The organism is Rhodococcus opacus B4 (assembly GCF_000010805.1).
In the GTDB taxonomy this organism is placed as follows: Bacteria; Actinomycetota; Actinomycetes; order Mycobacteriales; family Mycobacteriaceae; genus Rhodococcus_F; species Rhodococcus_F opacus_C.
In genome coordinates this window covers 5,682,959-5,698,579 of the sequence record NC_012522.1, presented here as the reverse complement: position 1 = coordinate 5,698,579, position 15,621 = coordinate 5,682,959, and the positions used below count along the sequence as shown (strand labels likewise).

The following is a 15,621-nucleotide window of genomic DNA, read 5'->3' as shown; positions in this document are numbered from 1 at the left end:
CTGTGTTCGCGAGCTGGGGAAGCGTCGTCTACCGGGCCCGATTCACCGTCATCGGCATCATGGTCGCCTTGTTGCTCGGTTCGGCCGCGTACGGCCTGGGCCTCGAGAAGCATCTCAGCCAGAGCGGCTGGGACGATCCGGGCTCGGAGTCGGTCGCCGCGGCCAAGCTGGCTGACGGCACCTTCGGTCGCGACACCAACAGCGACGTCGTCGCGCTCTACACGGCGCCCGAGGGCAAGACGATCGAGGACCCCGAGTTCCAGGCGAAGGTCGTCGAGAACCTCGAGCGTCTGGCCGCGGAACACCCGGACAAGATCCTCAAGATCAACGGCGGCTATTTCAAGGTCGGCACCGCACCGCAGCTGGCGTCCGCCGCGGACGCCGACAAGCAGCATGCGATCGAGAGCATCGCGATCGTCGGCGACAACGACACCGAGGTCACCGCGAATTTCCGGGACGTCAAGGACGAGTTCTACATCGACGGCGTCGACGTGCAACTCGCCGGTCTCCAGCCGGTGTCGGGTGCGCTCAACGACACGATGGCCACCGACATCCGGCGCATGGAACTCCTCGCGATCCCGGCCGTCGGCATCCTTCTCTTCTTCGTGTTCGGTGGTGTCGTCGCGGCGGCGCTGCCGCTGATCATCGGCGGCCTGACCGTGGTCGGCGCCAACGGCATCGTCCGCCTCATCACCAACTTCACCGAGGTCAACTCGTTCGTCGCGCCCGTGGTCTCCCTCGTGGGTCTCGGCCTGGCCATCGACTACGGGTTGTTCATCGTCAGCCGGTTCCGAGAAGAGATGGCGGAGGGGTACGACACCCGCTCCGCCGTCCGCCGAACGGTGATGACCTCGGGCCGCACCGTGGTCTTCTCGGCCACGATGATCGTCGCCAGCCTCGGCGGTCTGCTGCTGTTCCCGCAGGGCTTCCTGAAATCCGTCGCCTACGGCGCCATCGCGACCGTCGGCCTCGCCGCCCTGACGTCGATCACGATCCTGCCCGCGATCCTCGGCATCCTCGGCAAGCGCGTCGACGCCCTCAGCCTCGACCGTTTCCGTCAGACCAAGAACACCGAGGAGATCGAGGCGAGCATCTGGGGCCGGCTCACCCGCTGGGTGATGCGCAACCCGCTCAAGGTCACCATCCCCATCGTCGTCGGACTGCTCCTGCTGATCGTGCCGCTGACCGGCATCAAGTTCGGTGGCATCAACGAGACCTACCTGCCGCCGGACAGCTCGACCCGCGCCGCGCAGGAACAGTTCGACGAGATCTTCCCGAATCTGCGCACCGAACCGGTCAAGCTCGTGGTGTCCGACGCCGACAACAAGGCGCTCGGCCAGATCATCAAGGAAGCCAGTGGCGCGCCGGGCCTGATCGAACGGTTCACCCCGGAGGGCGCGGCCAAGGACGGCGTGGTCGTCCTCAAGGCGGGGCTCGTCGACCGCAACGAGTCCAAGCCGACCATCGACTATCTGCGTGCCATGGACAAACCGGACGGCGTCCAAGTGCTGGTGGGCGGCACCCCGGCGATCGAGCAGGACAGTATCGCCGCGCTGCTCGACCACCTGCCCACGATGGTGATCTCCGTCCTCTTCCTGACGACGCTGCTGATGTTCCTGACGTTCGGCTCGCTGGTGCTGCCGATCAAGGCGGCGTTGATGAGCGCACTGGGCCTCGGGTCGACGCTGGGCATCCTGACGTGGATCTTCATCGACGGTCACGGCTCGGAATGGCTGAATTTCACCCCCGGACCGATCATGTCGCCGGTGCTGGTGCTGATCATCGCGATCGTCTACGGCCTGTCCACCGACTACGAGGTGTTCCTGCTCTCCCGGATGGTCGAGGCGCGGGCGCAGGGGGCCAGTACGACGGAGTCGATCCGCATCGGCACCGCGCACACGGGCCGCATCATCACCGCGGCCGCGCTCATCCTCATCGTCGTCACCGGCGCGTTCGGGTTCTCCGAACTCGTGATGATGAAATACATCTCCTACGGCATGATCGCCGCGCTCGTCATCGACGCGACCCTCATCCGCATGTTCCTCGTCCCCGCCACGATGAAGCTGCTCGGCGACGACTGCTGGTGGGCGCCGGCCTGGATGAAGCGGATCCAGGAGAAGACGGGTCTCGCCGAACCCATCCTGGACAACGAGTTGATGCCCGCCGACGTCCCGGAGCTCACGCCGATCGGTGCCGTCCCGCCGCAGCGCAAGCTCGCGGCGCCGCCCGCACCCCGCAAACCGGAACCGCTCACCGAGCCGATCCCGCTGGTGACGGCGCGGGCGCTGGCCGCGAAGATGTCCGAGGACGACGCGCAGGCGCGCCGGGCGCAGGACGAGGCCCGGCGGTCGGCGACCGGCCGCCCCGCTCGGCCGCCGGTGGAGATCGAGGAGCCGGCGGCGGAACCGCAGACCACCGCGCTGCCGCAGCCCGTTCCCCCGCGTGCGGCCCCGACCCAGTCGCGTCCCGCACCGGCGTCGCGCCCTGCACCGCAGTCGCGTCCCGCTCCCCGGCCCCGCCCGGCGGCTCCGGCCCCGGGCCCGGCCACCGAGTCGCGTCCCATCGAGAGCTGGCTCGCCGACCTCCGGTCCACGTCGGCCGCCGAACCGCGGCCGATCTCCTCGCCCGCCGAACCGCGACCGAGCGCGTCGGCGCCGTCGCTGCCCACCCGCTCGCCGCGCTCGGTGCCCGCACCGTACGAGCAGGAGACCCCCCAGTCGTCTCCTGCCCGCCCGGTGCCGCCGATCCCGTCGCGGCGTCGCGCCGCGGAGCCTGCGGAACCGGTGAACGGCGGCAGGCGAACCAACGGCGCGCCGGCCAACGGGAGCCCGTCCAGCGCTGTCCCGACGAACGGCTCGCGCCGCCGCGCCGAGGAGCCGCCCGTCGATCCGGACGACGCCTCGAGCGGCAGGCACCGCGCCGACGACGGCAACGCCGTGAGCGTGAGCGAACTCATCGCTCGGCAGAACCGGCGCTGACGGAGCCGTTCGGCGTTTCCCGCCCGGCCTCCCGCTCCGCGAATTCACGTGCGTAGCGGGTGCCGGCGAGGAGCAGCAGCAGGCCCACCACCAGGAACGCGAGGACGCGGAACAGTCCGTCGAGGGTGGCCAGGTCGAACAGGAACAGTTTGGCCAGCGCCGCAGCGGTCAGTCCGAGTCCGACGCCGAGCGCGGTGTGGGCGTAGTCGCGCCGACCCAGTCCGAACACCAGAGCCGCCGTCGCCGCCGCCATCCACGCGATCGTCGCGGCGCAGTGCCCGGCGATGAAGCCCGCGGATGTCCCGGTCAGCGCCGTCCCGGCGGACACCGTCGCGGTGGTGACGGCGTACAGGATCACCAGCCCGGCGAGCACCCACCACGGCTGGGCGTCGGCGGCGCTCAGCAGCTTCAGTGTGTGCGCGTACCAGACGAACAGGAACACCGTTCCCGCCAGCACCAGCGACGACAGCACCGTCGTCACCCCGAGCGCGTCGAGCGCCCTGTTCTCGTCGACGAGGACGAACGGCGGTGCGGTGATCGCGAAGGCGAGCCCGCCCACGACCGTGAAGACGGCACCGACGGCATACGCGATCCGTGACTCCGCCTGCCCGCCGACGGTGAGGAACAGCGCCGCCACCCCGAGCAGGACGAGCGGTGCGAGGTCTTCGCTCGACCCGACGAGGCAGGCTTCGAGCAGCGCGAGGGTACCCACGCCGGCAAGCGCGATCCGGGCGTGGTTCGGCAACGAGCGGGCCACGGCGAACGCGGCGAACATCGCGGCGGCCAGCGCCAGCGCGATCAGCGTGGACCCGAGCCGGTCGAAGAGGTGGCCGATCACCAGCGTCGGGACGGCCGTCGTGACGATCATCGCGGTCGCGGTGACGTCGCGGGAGTTGCTGCGCAGCAGGATGATCGAAGACCCGAGACCGAACAGGGCGACCAGCGCGGCGGAGGCGAGCAGCCAGAACCGCTCCGGCCGGCCGTCGAGTCCGGCACTCGCGATCGCGACCACCAGTGCGATCACCACCGGGCACGTCCTCGCGATCGCCAGGTACAGCCAGTCGCGGCCGAGTTGCGCCGGGAAGCTCGCGACCTGGATGACGAACAGGAAGCCGATGAGGGTGAGCGTGATGCCGTCGGTGAGCACGGGTGCGAGCACGGCGGCGCCGATCACCACCAGCAGGGCGAGGGGTTGCGAACCCCACCGAACCGCCAGTGCGACACCGGCTCCCGCGATCCCGAGTGCCACGACCATCGCGAGCACCGGCAGCAGCCAGTGATAGACGACGGCCACGGCCACGACGTCCAGGTAGGCGCCGGCGATACCCGTTGCCGCGAGCGCGATCCCGCCGACCCGGCCGCCGGGACGTCCGAAGACGCGGGCACCGGTGACGACGAGACCGGCCGAGAACAGTCCGCCCGCCACCACCCGCAGTTCCGGGCCGAAGAACCCGGCCTGCGCTGCCAGCACGAGCAGCATCACCACACCGATCAGGGTGACGGCGACACCCGCGACGGCGAGCACGCGGCTGATCATCCCGTCGCGCTGCCACCAGGGCTCGCGCACCACCCGGGGCGGCGTAATCGGGGTGGGCCGGTAGGGAGCGGCCGGCGGGGTCACCGGGGGCGCTTGCGGCACCGGGGGTCGGTACATCGGTTGCGGCACAGGCTGGGGCTGGGGCGCCGGCTGTGGTGCAGGAGGTGCAGGACGTGCGCCGGCCGCGAGTTGCGCCTGCAGGACGGCGAGGTTCTCACCCACGTGACGCATCTGCTGACCGAGCGCCGAGAAGTCGCCGGAGAGTTGCGCGACGAGCCGGGGGTCGACTGAAGGAATACCAGGTGTGGACATGGATCAATCGTCCTGCGGCGAGGGCGCCCACACATGAGTAGGCCTACTCGAGGGACGTGCGTCGTGCTACCCGAACATGCGGCGGATCGACGTGCCGAAGGGGTGCTTGGCGGTCACGTTCCCGAACCGGACCTTGCCGCGGACGACGAGGTGCAGCGGGCCGATGGGTGGTCCGGTCCGCACCTTGTTGCTCGCGGATCCGCCGACCGTTTCGACGCCGTTGAGGTCGACGGTCGCCTCCTCCGGCACGACCAGCGAGATCGTGCTCGCGTAGTCGTCGATCGTCACGTGCACCACCTGCGTCGACATCACGGCCCTCGTGAAGTCGAGCGTCACCGTCGACAGCCGGGTGTTCACCTCGATCGCGGGGGGCACGTTCCACGAGCCGGTGCGGCTGACCGACGACATCCGCCCGCGGACGACGTCTCCCGGCGGCGGTGCCGGTGACCGGTGTAGGGGCGGCGGCACCGGCGGCGCCGGGCGGGACACGTACGGCTGGTCGGGGTACGGCGGCGGCGTGAACTCGGAGATCAACTGGATCCCCGGCAGATCCACCAGGACGACGTTCAGCTCGGCGCGCGTCTTCGCGGCGAGCGCCGTGTCCATCCGTTCGGTGAACTCCCCGAGCGAGAGCATCCCCTGGCCCACCGCCCGCTGCAGCAGTTCGCCGACGTGTTCCCGCTCCGCATCCGATACGCGTAGGTCCCGTGCCTCCATACCGACCAGGCTAGCGCCCGTGAGTACTTGTCAACCGCCGGACGTTAACAAGTACTCACGGCTACTCGAGGCCCTGCTCGATGGCGTACCTGGTCAGCTCGACGCGGTTGGCCAGCTGCAGCTTGCGGAGGGTGGCCTGGACGTGATTCTCGACGGTGCGGTGGCTCAGCGACAGCTTGGTCGCGATCTGCTTGGCGCTGAGCCCTTTCGCGACGAACCGCAGCACCTCGGTCTCCCGTTCCGTCAGTTTCGGGACCGCGGGGCCCTGCTCGTCGGCGGGCGCACTCGACATCCGGCGGTACTCCCCCAGCACGAGTCCCGCGAGCCCCGGCGTGAACACCGCCTGCCCGGCCGCGGTGGCTCGCACCGCGTCGAGGAGTTCCTCCACCGACGCGCTCTTCACGAGGTACCCGGACGCGCCGGCCTTGACGGCGTCGAGGACGTCGTCACGCTCGGACGAGGCCGACAGGACCAGCACCCGGCTGTCCGGCGACACGTCCAGGACGGCGGCGGTGGCCGCGGCCCCGTTGCCGTCCGGCAGTTGCATGTCCATCAGCACGACAGCGGGACGCGTCGCCGCCGCCCGCCGTCCCGCGGCCGCGACGCCGTCCGCCGTGGCGACCACGGCGAAACCGGCGCCGTCGAGATCGCGGGCCACGGCGTCCCGCCACATCGGATGGTCGTCGACGACCATCACGGTGATCGGTTCACCGGCCTCCGGGTCAGCCATGCGTTTCGTCTCCCTTCGGCACGCGGATCTCCCATTCGGTGCCCTGACCGGGTTCGGTGTCGAGTTCGGCGGTGCCGCCGAGCGCACCGACGCGGCCCAGAATGGATTTCGATACTCCCATGCGCCCCTCGGCCTCCGCTTCGGCCAGCCGCCCCGGGGCAATGCCGGTGCCGTCGTCGCGGACGCTGACGATCACCTCCTCGCCCAGATCCTCCAGCAATACGTACGCCTTGGCGCCGGTCCCCGCGTGCCGCGCGACGTTGGACAGTGCCGTGTCGACGATCGCGACGAGTTCGGTCGCCCGCCCGCGCTCGATCGTCACCGGATCCGCCGGACTCGACACGGACACCGTGGTGCTCGCCCGCGTGCCCAGCAGCAGTCGCACATCGATCGCGCTCCCACCCAGATCCGACGCGACTCCCGCGCCCTGCTCGGAGATCAGCATGCGCAGCGCCACCTCCTGTTCCCCGGCGAGCTCCGCGAGTTCGGCTGCGGGCCCGCCGATCTCGTTGCCCCTGCGACGGACGAGCGCGAGCACCTGGAGGACGCCGTCGTGCACCTCGCGGGCGAGTCGCTCCCGTTCCTCGGTGGCGGCGGCCAACCGCACCGCCTGCTCCAGCTGGGCCTGCGCGCGCCGCGCGGTGGTGGTGGCGAGCCCGAGCGCCAGCCCCACCGACACCAGGACGGGCGCCGTCGCGTCCTTCCACAGGTCGAGGTTGATCTGGTCGCGCACCACAGCGCTCACGGTCGCCATGAGCACGCCGGACGCCATGCCGAGCCACGGCCCGCCGAAGACGGCGGCGGAGATCACCGCGTTGGTGACCCACAGCGTCGTCGGCAGCGTCTGATGGTGGTTGTACCAGTCGGGATCGGAGACGAGGCGCGTCGACGCCATCAACGCGATGACGATCAGCTGGTCGGCGATCACGACCTGGTAGCGCGGGACCTTTCCGTGGGACAGCAGGACCGCCGACAGTCCGGACCACACCGCCATCAGGGCGACGAGGAACCAGCTCAGCCGCTGGTGGGTGTAGTACTGCACGGACACGACCTGGTAGCTGATCGCATACACCAGGGTGACGAGCCGGAACGCCTGCGCCGCACGCCAGAGCGGGCCGTCCGGCTGGGTGTCGAGTTCGGTCGCGGCTCGCGGCCGGTAGTGCAGGCGGGTGCGGTGTTCACTCTCGTCGGTCATGGGTCTGCGCCGGGTTCTCGTCGTGGTGAGGCGGTGTGTTCGCTTCGGCCGGATAGAGCGGCACGGACGGGTCGTCGACCTCGAGTGCGTCGTAGGTGGCCTCGGGATCCGCCGACAGCAGCGACCGCACCGCCGTGTTCAGCAGCGCGACGATCGGCACCGCCAGCAGGCCGCCGACGATCCCGGCGAGGACGATGCCGGTGGTGATGGCCAGCACCACCGCGAGCGGGTGCAACCGGACCGCGCGGCCGAGCAGCAGCGGTTGGAGCACGTGTGCCTCGAGTTGCATCACCCCGATGATGATGCCGAGCACGATCAGCGCGGTGAGGAATCCCTTGGTGACGAGGGCCACGAGCACCGCGAGGAACCCGGTGAGGAACGCACCGACGATCGGGATGAACGCGCCGATGAACACGAGCGACGCCAGCGGCAGCGCGAGTGGAACCCCGAGGATCGCGAGACCCGCGCCGATCCCGACGGCGTCCGCGGCGGCCACCGCGACCGTGGCGCGGACGTACCCGATCAGCGAGCCGAACCCCTCGCTGCCGGCCAGCCGGACCCGCCGCCGTGACGTCGAGGGGACGAGGCGGGTGACGAACTCCCAGATCTGGGTGCCGCCGTAGAGGAAGAAGATGAGGGTGAACAGCGTCAGCAGGGCGCCGGTGAAGATCTCGCCGACGACCGTGGCGGTGGTCAGGGCGCCGCTCGTCAGCTGTTGCCGGTTCTCCTGGATCGACTTGACCACCGAATCGCCGGCCTGCCGGATCTGGTCCTCGCTGAAGTGGAACGGGCCGTCGGTGAGCCACCCCTGGATCTGTGTGACGCTCGCCTCGAACTGTTCGGTGAGGCCGGGGAGACCTTCGATGAACTGCTCGACGACGAACGTCATGATCCCGGCGACGATGCCGATCGAACCGATGAGGACGACGAGGACGGCGGCCGACCGCGGCACCCCCTTGCCCTGCAGCCAGTCGACGAGGGGCACCAGCAGCGCGGACGCCAGGAGCGCGAGACCCACCGGGATGAGGACGGTGTCGAGCCTGGTCACGATGTATCCGAGGGTCAGCAGACCGGCGAAGATGACGAGTAGCCGCCACGTCCACTCGGCCGCCACCCGCACCACCGGGTGCACCGACGCCGAGGGGTGGCCCCCGCCCTGTGTTACCGCGGCAGTGTCCGAGCGTTGCTCGTTCGCGTTCACCTGCGGAGCGTATCGAGGTTCGGGCGGCGCCGGGCGCTTCGCGCGGGAAACACGCGCGCAGGGCACGCATCTGCGCCGTTTAGGGGACGTGTCCTACGGCACCCGGCGCACCCCCCGCTAAATTGAACGGCGTGCGGAAATCCTATAGAGCGATCGCGGCGACGGTCCGCAGCCGATGGCCGCTCTATATGGTTTCGATGCTCCTCGCCAATTTCATCGGCGCCATCCTGGTGTTCGCCTTCGTGCGGTACGGAGTCCCGATCCCCGAATCGCAGGCCATCATGGCCGACCGGGTGCGCAACGTCGCGATCTTCGGCGGCTATCTGGCGTTCGCGGCCGTGGTGAGTCTGACGGCCGCCGCGATGATGCTGCGATCGGTGGTCCGCTGGCAGTTGCGGGGCGGTCCGCCGACCCGCAGCGAACAGATGTCGGCGCTGCACGCGCCGCTGCGACAGGCGATCGTGCACCTGGTGCTGTGGATCCTCGGCGGCATCATCTTCGTGCTGCTCACCATCACCGAGATGCCGGAACTCGCGGTCGCGGTGATCGTCACCGTCTGTATGGCCGCGACCACCACGTTCGGCTTCACGTACATGCTCGGCGAACGCATCCTGCGCCCGGTGGCCGCCCGCGCACTCAGCGAGGGCGAGTTCGACCGGACCATGGCGCCCGGCGTCGGCACCCGGATGGCGATGACGTGGGGGCTCGGGACGCTGATGCCCGTCATCGGCATCATCCTGCTGTGCGTGACGCAGATCACCACCGACCTGGTGTTCTCCCCGGACGCACTCGCGTGGGCGATCATGCTGCTGTCGATCATCGCGATCGCGCAGGCGTTCGCGCTGTCGATGCTGACGGCCAGCCAGATCTCCGACCCGATCAAGCAGCTGAGACGGGCCATCGAACGCGTCCAGCGCGGTGCCACCGACGTCCGGGTCGAGGTGTTCGACGGCAGTGAGGTCGGGCGCCTGCAGGTCGGGTTCAACCGCATGATGCGCGAGTCCGACGAGCGGCGGCTGCTGCGTGAACTGTTCGGCCAGCACGTCGGTGAGGACGTGGCGCGGCGGGCACTGCAGTTCGGCACCGAACTCGGCGGCGAGACGAGGTTCGTCGCGGTGCTGTTCGTCGACATGGTCGGCTCCACCGGCGCCGCCGCGGAGCGTCCCCCCGGCGAGGTCGTGAACCTGCTCAACGAGTTCTTCCGCGTCGTCGTCGACGTGATCGACCGACACCACGGCTTCGTCAACAAGTTCATGGGTGACGCGGCGCTCGCGATCTTCGGCGCCCCACTCGACCGCCCCGACGCACCGACGGCGGCGCTGGCCGCAGCCCGGGAACTGCGGTTCGCGTTGAACGAGATCACCGGCCTCGACGTCGGCATCGGCGTCTCCGCGGGCCTCGCCGTCGCCGGCAACATCGGCGCCGCCGAACGCTTCGAGTACACGGTGATCGGAGACCCCGTCAACGAGGCGTCGCGGCTCACCGAACTCGCCAAGCTGCACCCCAGCCGGGTGCTGGCGTCGACGAGTGCCCTGTATTTCGCGGACGACGACGAACAGGCGCACTGGGAACTCGGCGAACAGGTGCAGTTGCGGGGCCGTCGCCGCAACACCCATCTGGCTTGGCCGGAGGACTATCCGGAGTAATCCGCTACCCGTTGGTTACGCTGGCCAGGTGGCACAGCCTCGATCCGACCCGCCCACTGCCGAGCATCCTCGGCAGCGAAGCCGATACTGGTGGATCAAATGGCTACTCGGCGCCGGCCTCCTGGCCCTGCTGACCGTCGAGGGAATCTATCTGTGGCCCACACTCAGCGACTCGTGGAAAGCGCTCACCGAGATCCACTGGGGGTGGGTCGCGGCCTGCGTCGCGGCCCAGGCCGTGTCCCTGAGCGGGTACGGAGCGGTCCAGCAACGACTGCTGCAGGCGGGCGGAGTCGTCGTCAGCCAGCTCAAGTCCGTGTCGGTGATCTACGCGAGCACCGCGATGGCCGTGAGCCTGCCCGCCGGTCAGGTGTTCTCCACCGCCTTCACCTACAAGCAGACCCGCAAGTGGGGTGCCACCCCGATCGTGGCGTCCTGGCAGCTGGCGATCTCGGGTGTGATCGCCGCGGGCAGCCTCGCACTTCTCGGCGCCGCGGGCGCATTCGCGGTGGGCACCAAGGTGAGTCCGGTCACGCTCGCGCTGTCGCTGGTGGCGGCGTTCGGCCTGTTCTACGCACTGCGATACATCTCACGTAACCCCGACTCCATCGAGTCGATCGGGCTGTGGGTGCTCGCCCGGTACAACAAGTTCCGCAAGAATCCCCCCGAATCCGGCGCCGAGCGATGGCGGGAGATCCTGAGCCAGCTCGATTCGGTCGAGCTGAGGCGCAAGGATTCGATCATCACGTTCGGATGGTCGGCGGTGCACCGGCTCGCCGACGTCGCGTGCCTCGGTTTCGCGTGCTGGGCGGTTGGCGCGGAACCGTCGTTCGCGGGTCTGCTGATCGCGTTCGCCGCGGCCAAGGCAGTGGGCAGCATTCCGCTGGCACCCGGGGGGCTGGGGTTCGTCGACGGCACACTGATCGCCACGTTGACGGCCGCAGGGGCCACGGCGTCGCAGGCGCTGGCGGCCGTGTTCGTCTACCGCGTCGTGAGCTACATCCTCGTCGCACTGGTCGGCTGGGTGGTGTTCCTCATCCTGTTCCGGCACAACCAGCACGAGGACCTGGAGATGGACCTCGAATTCGAGCGCCGGGAGCAGTCGGCCCCGACCACAAAGCACACAGAGCACACCACCGAGCCCGAGCCCGATGCCTAGGCCCGTGAGTACTTGTCAACCGCCGGACGTTGACAAGTACTCACGGGTGCCGAAGGCGCTTGTGCTGACCCGGGCAGCCTCCTCGGCGTCGCCGCCCGCGATTGCCTCCACCAGCAGTCGGTGGGCGTCGGCGGCGGGCTCGCTGCTCGCGGTCAGGTCCCGGATGTCCATCAGGTCGAGCATGGCGGCCCGCAGCCGCGGGACGAACGTCTCGAACAGTTCGGTCAGCACCGGGTTGTGCGCGGCGACCACGACCGCACGGTGCAGCGCGATGTCCGCGTCCACGAACGCGGCGGCCCCGGCCCGGGACGCCGCGGACCGCGCGTCCAATGCCCGGCGGAGCGCCTCCAGATCGTCGTCGTCGCGGCGGGTGGCCGCAAGCCTCGCGGCCTCGATCTCGACGGTGTTGCGCACCTCGACGACGTGCAGGATCTCCTCGGTCCGCAGCACCCGGTCCCAGTCCTGACGCGGCGACGACCTGCGGAGGAACACCCCGGCCCCCTGCCGCGACTCGAGCATGCCGAGCCCCGCGAGCATCCGGACGGCCTCGCGCACCGTCGACCGTCCGACACCCAACTCGGCAGCCAGCGTGGTCTCGCCGGGCAGCTTGGCGCCGACCTCCCATTCCCCGCTGTCGATCCGCGAACGCAGCAGGTCCGCCGCCTGGTCGGTCAGCAGGTGGCGTCGTATCGGCGAGGTCACGCCCAGCTCCTCAGGTTGTCTGATGAGTGATTTTCTCCTAGTCTAGCGCCGTGGCGTTCCGTGGACTTCTCCTCCACTGCCGCGGCGGGGCCTGAAGGCCGGCACCCTGCCGCGGGGTTTCGTCGCGTCGGTCGTCTCGTTCACCCGAATCCGAGGAGAAGACCGTCATGACCGCCCCCTGGAACACCCAGCAACCCTCACCGATGCCCTCCGATCGCTACCGCGCGATCTGGGACCGCGTTGCCGTCCCCGACCTCGACCGCACGTGGCCGGCGCGACGCACCACCACCGCACCGCTGTGGGTGCCCGTCGACCTGCGCGACGGCAATCAGGCCCTCGCCGAGCCGATGGATCCCGAGCGCAAGCGCAGGTTCTTCGAACTGCTGATCTCGATCGGCTACAAGGAGATCGAGGTCGGCTACCCGTCCGCGAGCCAGACCGATTTCGACTTCGTCCGTGATCTCGTGCGCCTGGATCTGGTGCCCGACGACGTGACGATCGTCGTCTTCACCGCGGCCCGCGACGATCTGATCGCCCGGACGTACGAGTCGGTCGAGGGACTGCCGAACGTCGTGGTGCACATGTACACCGCGACGGCGCCGACGTGGCGCTCCGTCGTTCTCGGCAAGGACCGGAAGGCGCTGCACCGGTTGATCTTCGATGCCGCACAGGAGGTGGCGCGCGGCGCCGGCGACCGTCCGGGCCTGCGCTTCGAGTTCTCACCCGAGGTGTTCAACCTGACGGAGCCGGACTTCGCGCTCGAGGTCTGCAACAGCCTGACCCGGCTGTGGGACGCGAGCCCCGACCGTCCCGTGATCCACAATCTGCCTGCCACGGTGGAGGTCTCGACCCCCAACGTATACGCCGACCAGATCGAGTACATGCACCGCCATCTGGAGGACAGGGAGTCGGTCATCCTGTCGGTGCACCCGCACAACGACCGCGGCACCGGGGTCGCGTGCGCCGAACTCGCGGTGCTGGCGGGTGCGCAACGCGTCGAGGGCTGCCTGTTCGGCAACGGTGAGCGGACCGGCAACGTCGATCTGGTGACCCTGGCCCTCAATCTGCATGCGCAGGGCGTCGACCCGATGATCGACCTCTCCGACATCGACGCGGTTCGGCGAACGGTGGAGTACTGCAACAGGATTCCTGTCCACGAGCGGCACCCCTACGGCGGCGACCTCGTGTACACCGCGTTTTCCGGCACCCATCAGGATGCGATCAAGAAGGGATTCGCGGAGCATCGGGCGTCCGCGGAGGCCGCTGGACTGGATCCGGGGAGTGCGCCGTGGGCGGTGCCGTACCTGCCGATCGACCCGGCCGACGTGGGACGCGACTACCAGGCCGTCATCCGCATCAACAGCCAATCGGGCAAGGGTGGCATCGCGCACCTGCTGCAGAGCGAGTACGGCATCACCCTGCCGCGGCGGCTCCAGATCGACTTCGCCGCGAAAGTGCAGGAAGCGGCGGACTCGTCGGGGCTCGAGATCACCGCCGAGGAATTGTGGACGCTGTTCTGCGCCGAATACGGCTACCGGGGCGGCCTCGGCCGGTGGTCCGTCGAGCACGGCCCGGACGGCGACCGCCTGTTCGTCGTGTTCGACGTCGACGGCGCGGAAGCGTCGGGCGAGGCGGTGGCCGCCGGCCCCGTCGAGGCGATGACCCGCGTCCTCACGTCGAAGGGTGTGGACGTGGACGTCCTCTCCCTCACTCAGCACTCGCAGAGGTCGGGCAGCGACAGCGCGGCGATCACGTTGGCGGAGTGCAGCGTCGGCGAGCGGACGGTGTGGGGCATGGGTTCACATCAGTCGGTGACGGCCTCCGCGATCCGGGCGGTGTACGCGGCGGCTGTGCGCTCCGCACCCGTGAGCACTTGTTAACGTCCGGCGGTTGATAAGTACTCACGGGCGCCGAAGGCGCATGATCGCCTCCGCCACCACGTCCGGGCGGTCCTCGGGCATCAACGTGTAACTGTCCTCGACCTCCCGCAGTCGGGCGTGCGGGTACAAGGCGGCCAGCCGCCGACCGTGGTCGCGGGGCATCACCTTGTCCTCGACCGCCCACAGCACGAGGACCGGCCGGTCGAAACTCCGGTTCGCTTCCGCCCATTCCCGCAGCGTCGACTTGGGCGGCAGCGACGTCGTGTACTTGCGGAGGTCCCGCCGCACCCGGCGATCGGTGGTCGCGGGCCGGAACCAGCCGTCCATCACCGGTTTCGGTACCGCCCGCTTGCTCATCCAACCCCACGCCCCGGGGGCCCGGCGCATCGCCCGGAATCGCAGCGCCTGCATGGTCAGGGCGAGCCCACCGGGGACCGCCACCGCGAGACCGATCGCACGACCGGGAATTCCCGGCGGATAGTTGTCGAACGCCTCGCACGGCGTGAGGACGAGGGCCCCGACGCGGCTGGTGTCACCGAGGGCGATCAGCACCTGGGCGCCGCCCCAGTCGTTCTGCACGAGCGTGACGTCGGCGAGGTCGAGTTTCTCCAGGAACTCGCCGATGAGCAGTCCGAGACCGCGCAACGAGAGGTCGGCGTCGGCGTGCATCGGGATGCGGTGCGCGCCGAGCGGGAGGGTGGGGAGTATGCAGCGGAAGTCCGGGGCGAGTCGCTCCACCACGTGCCGCCACACGGTGCCGTCGATCGTCAGACCGGAGATGAACACGAGGACGGGTCCGTCGCCTCCGGTGTCGTCGTACTCGACGGTGCCTGCGGAGAGTTCGATCTGCTTCATGGCACTCACTCCATTTGATAGATCGTTCTACTGTGAACGAGGTTACGATGGGGTGCGCACCGAGCGCAATGGTCGGAGGCAGGACAGTGAACGACACCAAGGCCCGGATCCTCGGCACCAGCAGCGGCCTCTTCCGCCGCAACGGCTACACCGGGACGGGACTCAAGCAGGTCGCGACGGAGGCCCGCGCCCCGTTCGGGTCGATCTATCACTTCTTCCCGGGCGGAAAGCAGCAGCTCGGCGAGGAGGTCATCCGCACGTCGGGCGAGGAGTACGCGCGGCTGGTGTTCTCCATCCTCGACGCGCATCCCGACATTCTCGAGGGGATCGAGGTCGGGTTCCGGCTGGCCGGCGAGACCTTGGTGGCCACCGATTACGCGGACGCCTGCCCCATCGCCACGATCGCGCTCGAGGTCGCGAGCACCAACGAGGTGCTCCGGGTCGCCACGGCGGACGTGTTCACGAGCTGGATCGACTCCGGCAGCGCGCTGTTGCGCGCCCGCGGGTTCGGCGAGACCGATGCGCGGCGCCTGATCCTCGGGTTCGTCACCAGCCTGGAGGGCGCGTTCGTCCTCGCCCGCGCACTCCGCAGCACCGAACCGCTCGACGCGGCCGGGGCCACCGTCCTCGCCGCCGCGCGCGCCTGCCTCCCCCCACGTGAGTGAGAAGGCGTCCCCGGACACGCTTTGCCGCTCACGTGCCGGGGCGCTGA

12 protein-coding genes are annotated in these 15,621 nt (G+C 69.5%); 5 read left to right on the top strand and 7 right to left on the bottom strand.

Features of this window, described 5'->3' with window-relative positions:
- The first annotated feature begins 2 nt into the window (after positions 1-2).
- Positions 3-2,978 carry an MMPL family transporter gene (locus tag ROP_RS25930; RefSeq protein WP_015888976.1) on the top strand — a complete coding sequence of 992 codons (2,976 nt, stop codon included), beginning with the start codon at positions 3-5 and terminating at the stop codon, positions 2,976-2,978.
- On the opposite strand, the gene ROP_RS25925 is transcribed toward ROP_RS25930, so the two are convergent.
- From ROP_RS25925 to ROP_RS25905, 5 genes are all read right to left on the bottom strand, one after another.
- Positions 2,953-4,827, bottom strand: a complete 1,875-nt coding sequence (locus ROP_RS25925; protein ID WP_043825328.1) for a DUF2339 domain-containing protein — start codon at positions 4,825-4,827, stop codon at positions 2,953-2,955. The two genes, ROP_RS25930 and ROP_RS25925, sit on opposite strands and share 26 nt — an antisense overlap.
- 66 nt (positions 4,828-4,893) lie before the next feature.
- Positions 4,894-5,544, bottom strand: a complete 651-nt coding sequence (locus ROP_RS25920) for a DUF1707 SHOCT-like domain-containing protein (protein ID WP_015888974.1) — start codon at positions 5,542-5,544, stop codon at positions 4,894-4,896.
- A 61-nt stretch (positions 5,545-5,605) separates the two neighbouring features.
- Complete coding sequence (locus tag ROP_RS25915) at positions 5,606-6,274, bottom strand: response regulator (protein WP_015888973.1); 669 nt, start codon at positions 6,272-6,274, stop codon at positions 5,606-5,608.
- Positions 6,267-7,469 (bottom strand): MacS family sensor histidine kinase, encoded by a 1,203-nt coding sequence (gene macS / locus ROP_RS25910; RefSeq protein ID WP_015888972.1) that lies wholly within the window; start codon positions 7,467-7,469, stop codon positions 6,267-6,269. The genes ROP_RS25915 and macS overlap by 8 nt, the downstream gene beginning before the upstream one ends.
- Positions 7,453-8,670 (bottom strand): AI-2E family transporter, encoded by a 1,218-nt coding sequence (locus ROP_RS25905; protein ID WP_043825326.1) that lies wholly within the window; start codon positions 8,668-8,670, stop codon positions 7,453-7,455. The genes macS and ROP_RS25905 overlap by 17 nt, the downstream gene beginning before the upstream one ends.
- Before the next feature lie 188 nt (positions 8,671-8,858).
- On the opposite strand from ROP_RS25905, the gene ROP_RS25900 reads away from it, so the two are divergent.
- A complete protein-coding gene (locus tag ROP_RS25900; RefSeq protein WP_043825324.1) occupies positions 8,859-10,316 on the top strand; it encodes an adenylate/guanylate cyclase domain-containing protein in 1,458 nt (485 codons plus the stop codon).
- 28 nt (positions 10,317-10,344) lie between these two features.
- Positions 10,345-11,472 carry a lysylphosphatidylglycerol synthase transmembrane domain-containing protein gene (locus tag ROP_RS25895; protein WP_015888969.1) on the top strand — a complete coding sequence of 376 codons (1,128 nt, stop codon included), beginning with the start codon at positions 10,345-10,347 and terminating at the stop codon, positions 11,470-11,472.
- 15 nt (positions 11,473-11,487) lie between these two features.
- On the opposite strand, the gene ROP_RS25890 is transcribed toward ROP_RS25895, so the two are convergent.
- Positions 11,488-12,174 (bottom strand): FadR/GntR family transcriptional regulator, encoded by a 687-nt coding sequence (locus tag ROP_RS25890; protein WP_015888968.1) that lies wholly within the window; start codon positions 12,172-12,174, stop codon positions 11,488-11,490.
- Between the two features lie 167 nt (positions 12,175-12,341).
- Here ROP_RS25890 and ROP_RS25885 point away from each other — a divergent pair, with 167 nt between their 5' ends.
- Positions 12,342-14,054 carry a 2-isopropylmalate synthase gene (locus tag ROP_RS25885; protein WP_015888967.1) on the top strand — a complete coding sequence of 571 codons (1,713 nt, stop codon included), beginning with the start codon at positions 12,342-12,344 and terminating at the stop codon, positions 14,052-14,054.
- A gap of 21 nt (positions 14,055-14,075) precedes the next feature.
- On the opposite strand, the gene ROP_RS25880 is transcribed toward ROP_RS25885, so the two are convergent.
- Positions 14,076-14,909 carry an alpha/beta fold hydrolase gene (locus tag ROP_RS25880; RefSeq protein ID WP_015888966.1) on the bottom strand — a complete coding sequence of 278 codons (834 nt, stop codon included), beginning with the start codon at positions 14,907-14,909 and terminating at the stop codon, positions 14,076-14,078.
- Positions 14,910-14,995: 86 nt separating this feature from the next.
- On the opposite strand from ROP_RS25880, the gene ROP_RS25875 reads away from it, so the two are divergent.
- Positions 14,996-15,574 carry a TetR/AcrR family transcriptional regulator gene (locus ROP_RS25875; RefSeq protein WP_015888965.1) on the top strand — a complete coding sequence of 193 codons (579 nt, stop codon included), beginning with the start codon at positions 14,996-14,998 and terminating at the stop codon, positions 15,572-15,574.
- The last annotated feature ends 47 nt before the right edge of the window (positions 15,575-15,621 follow it).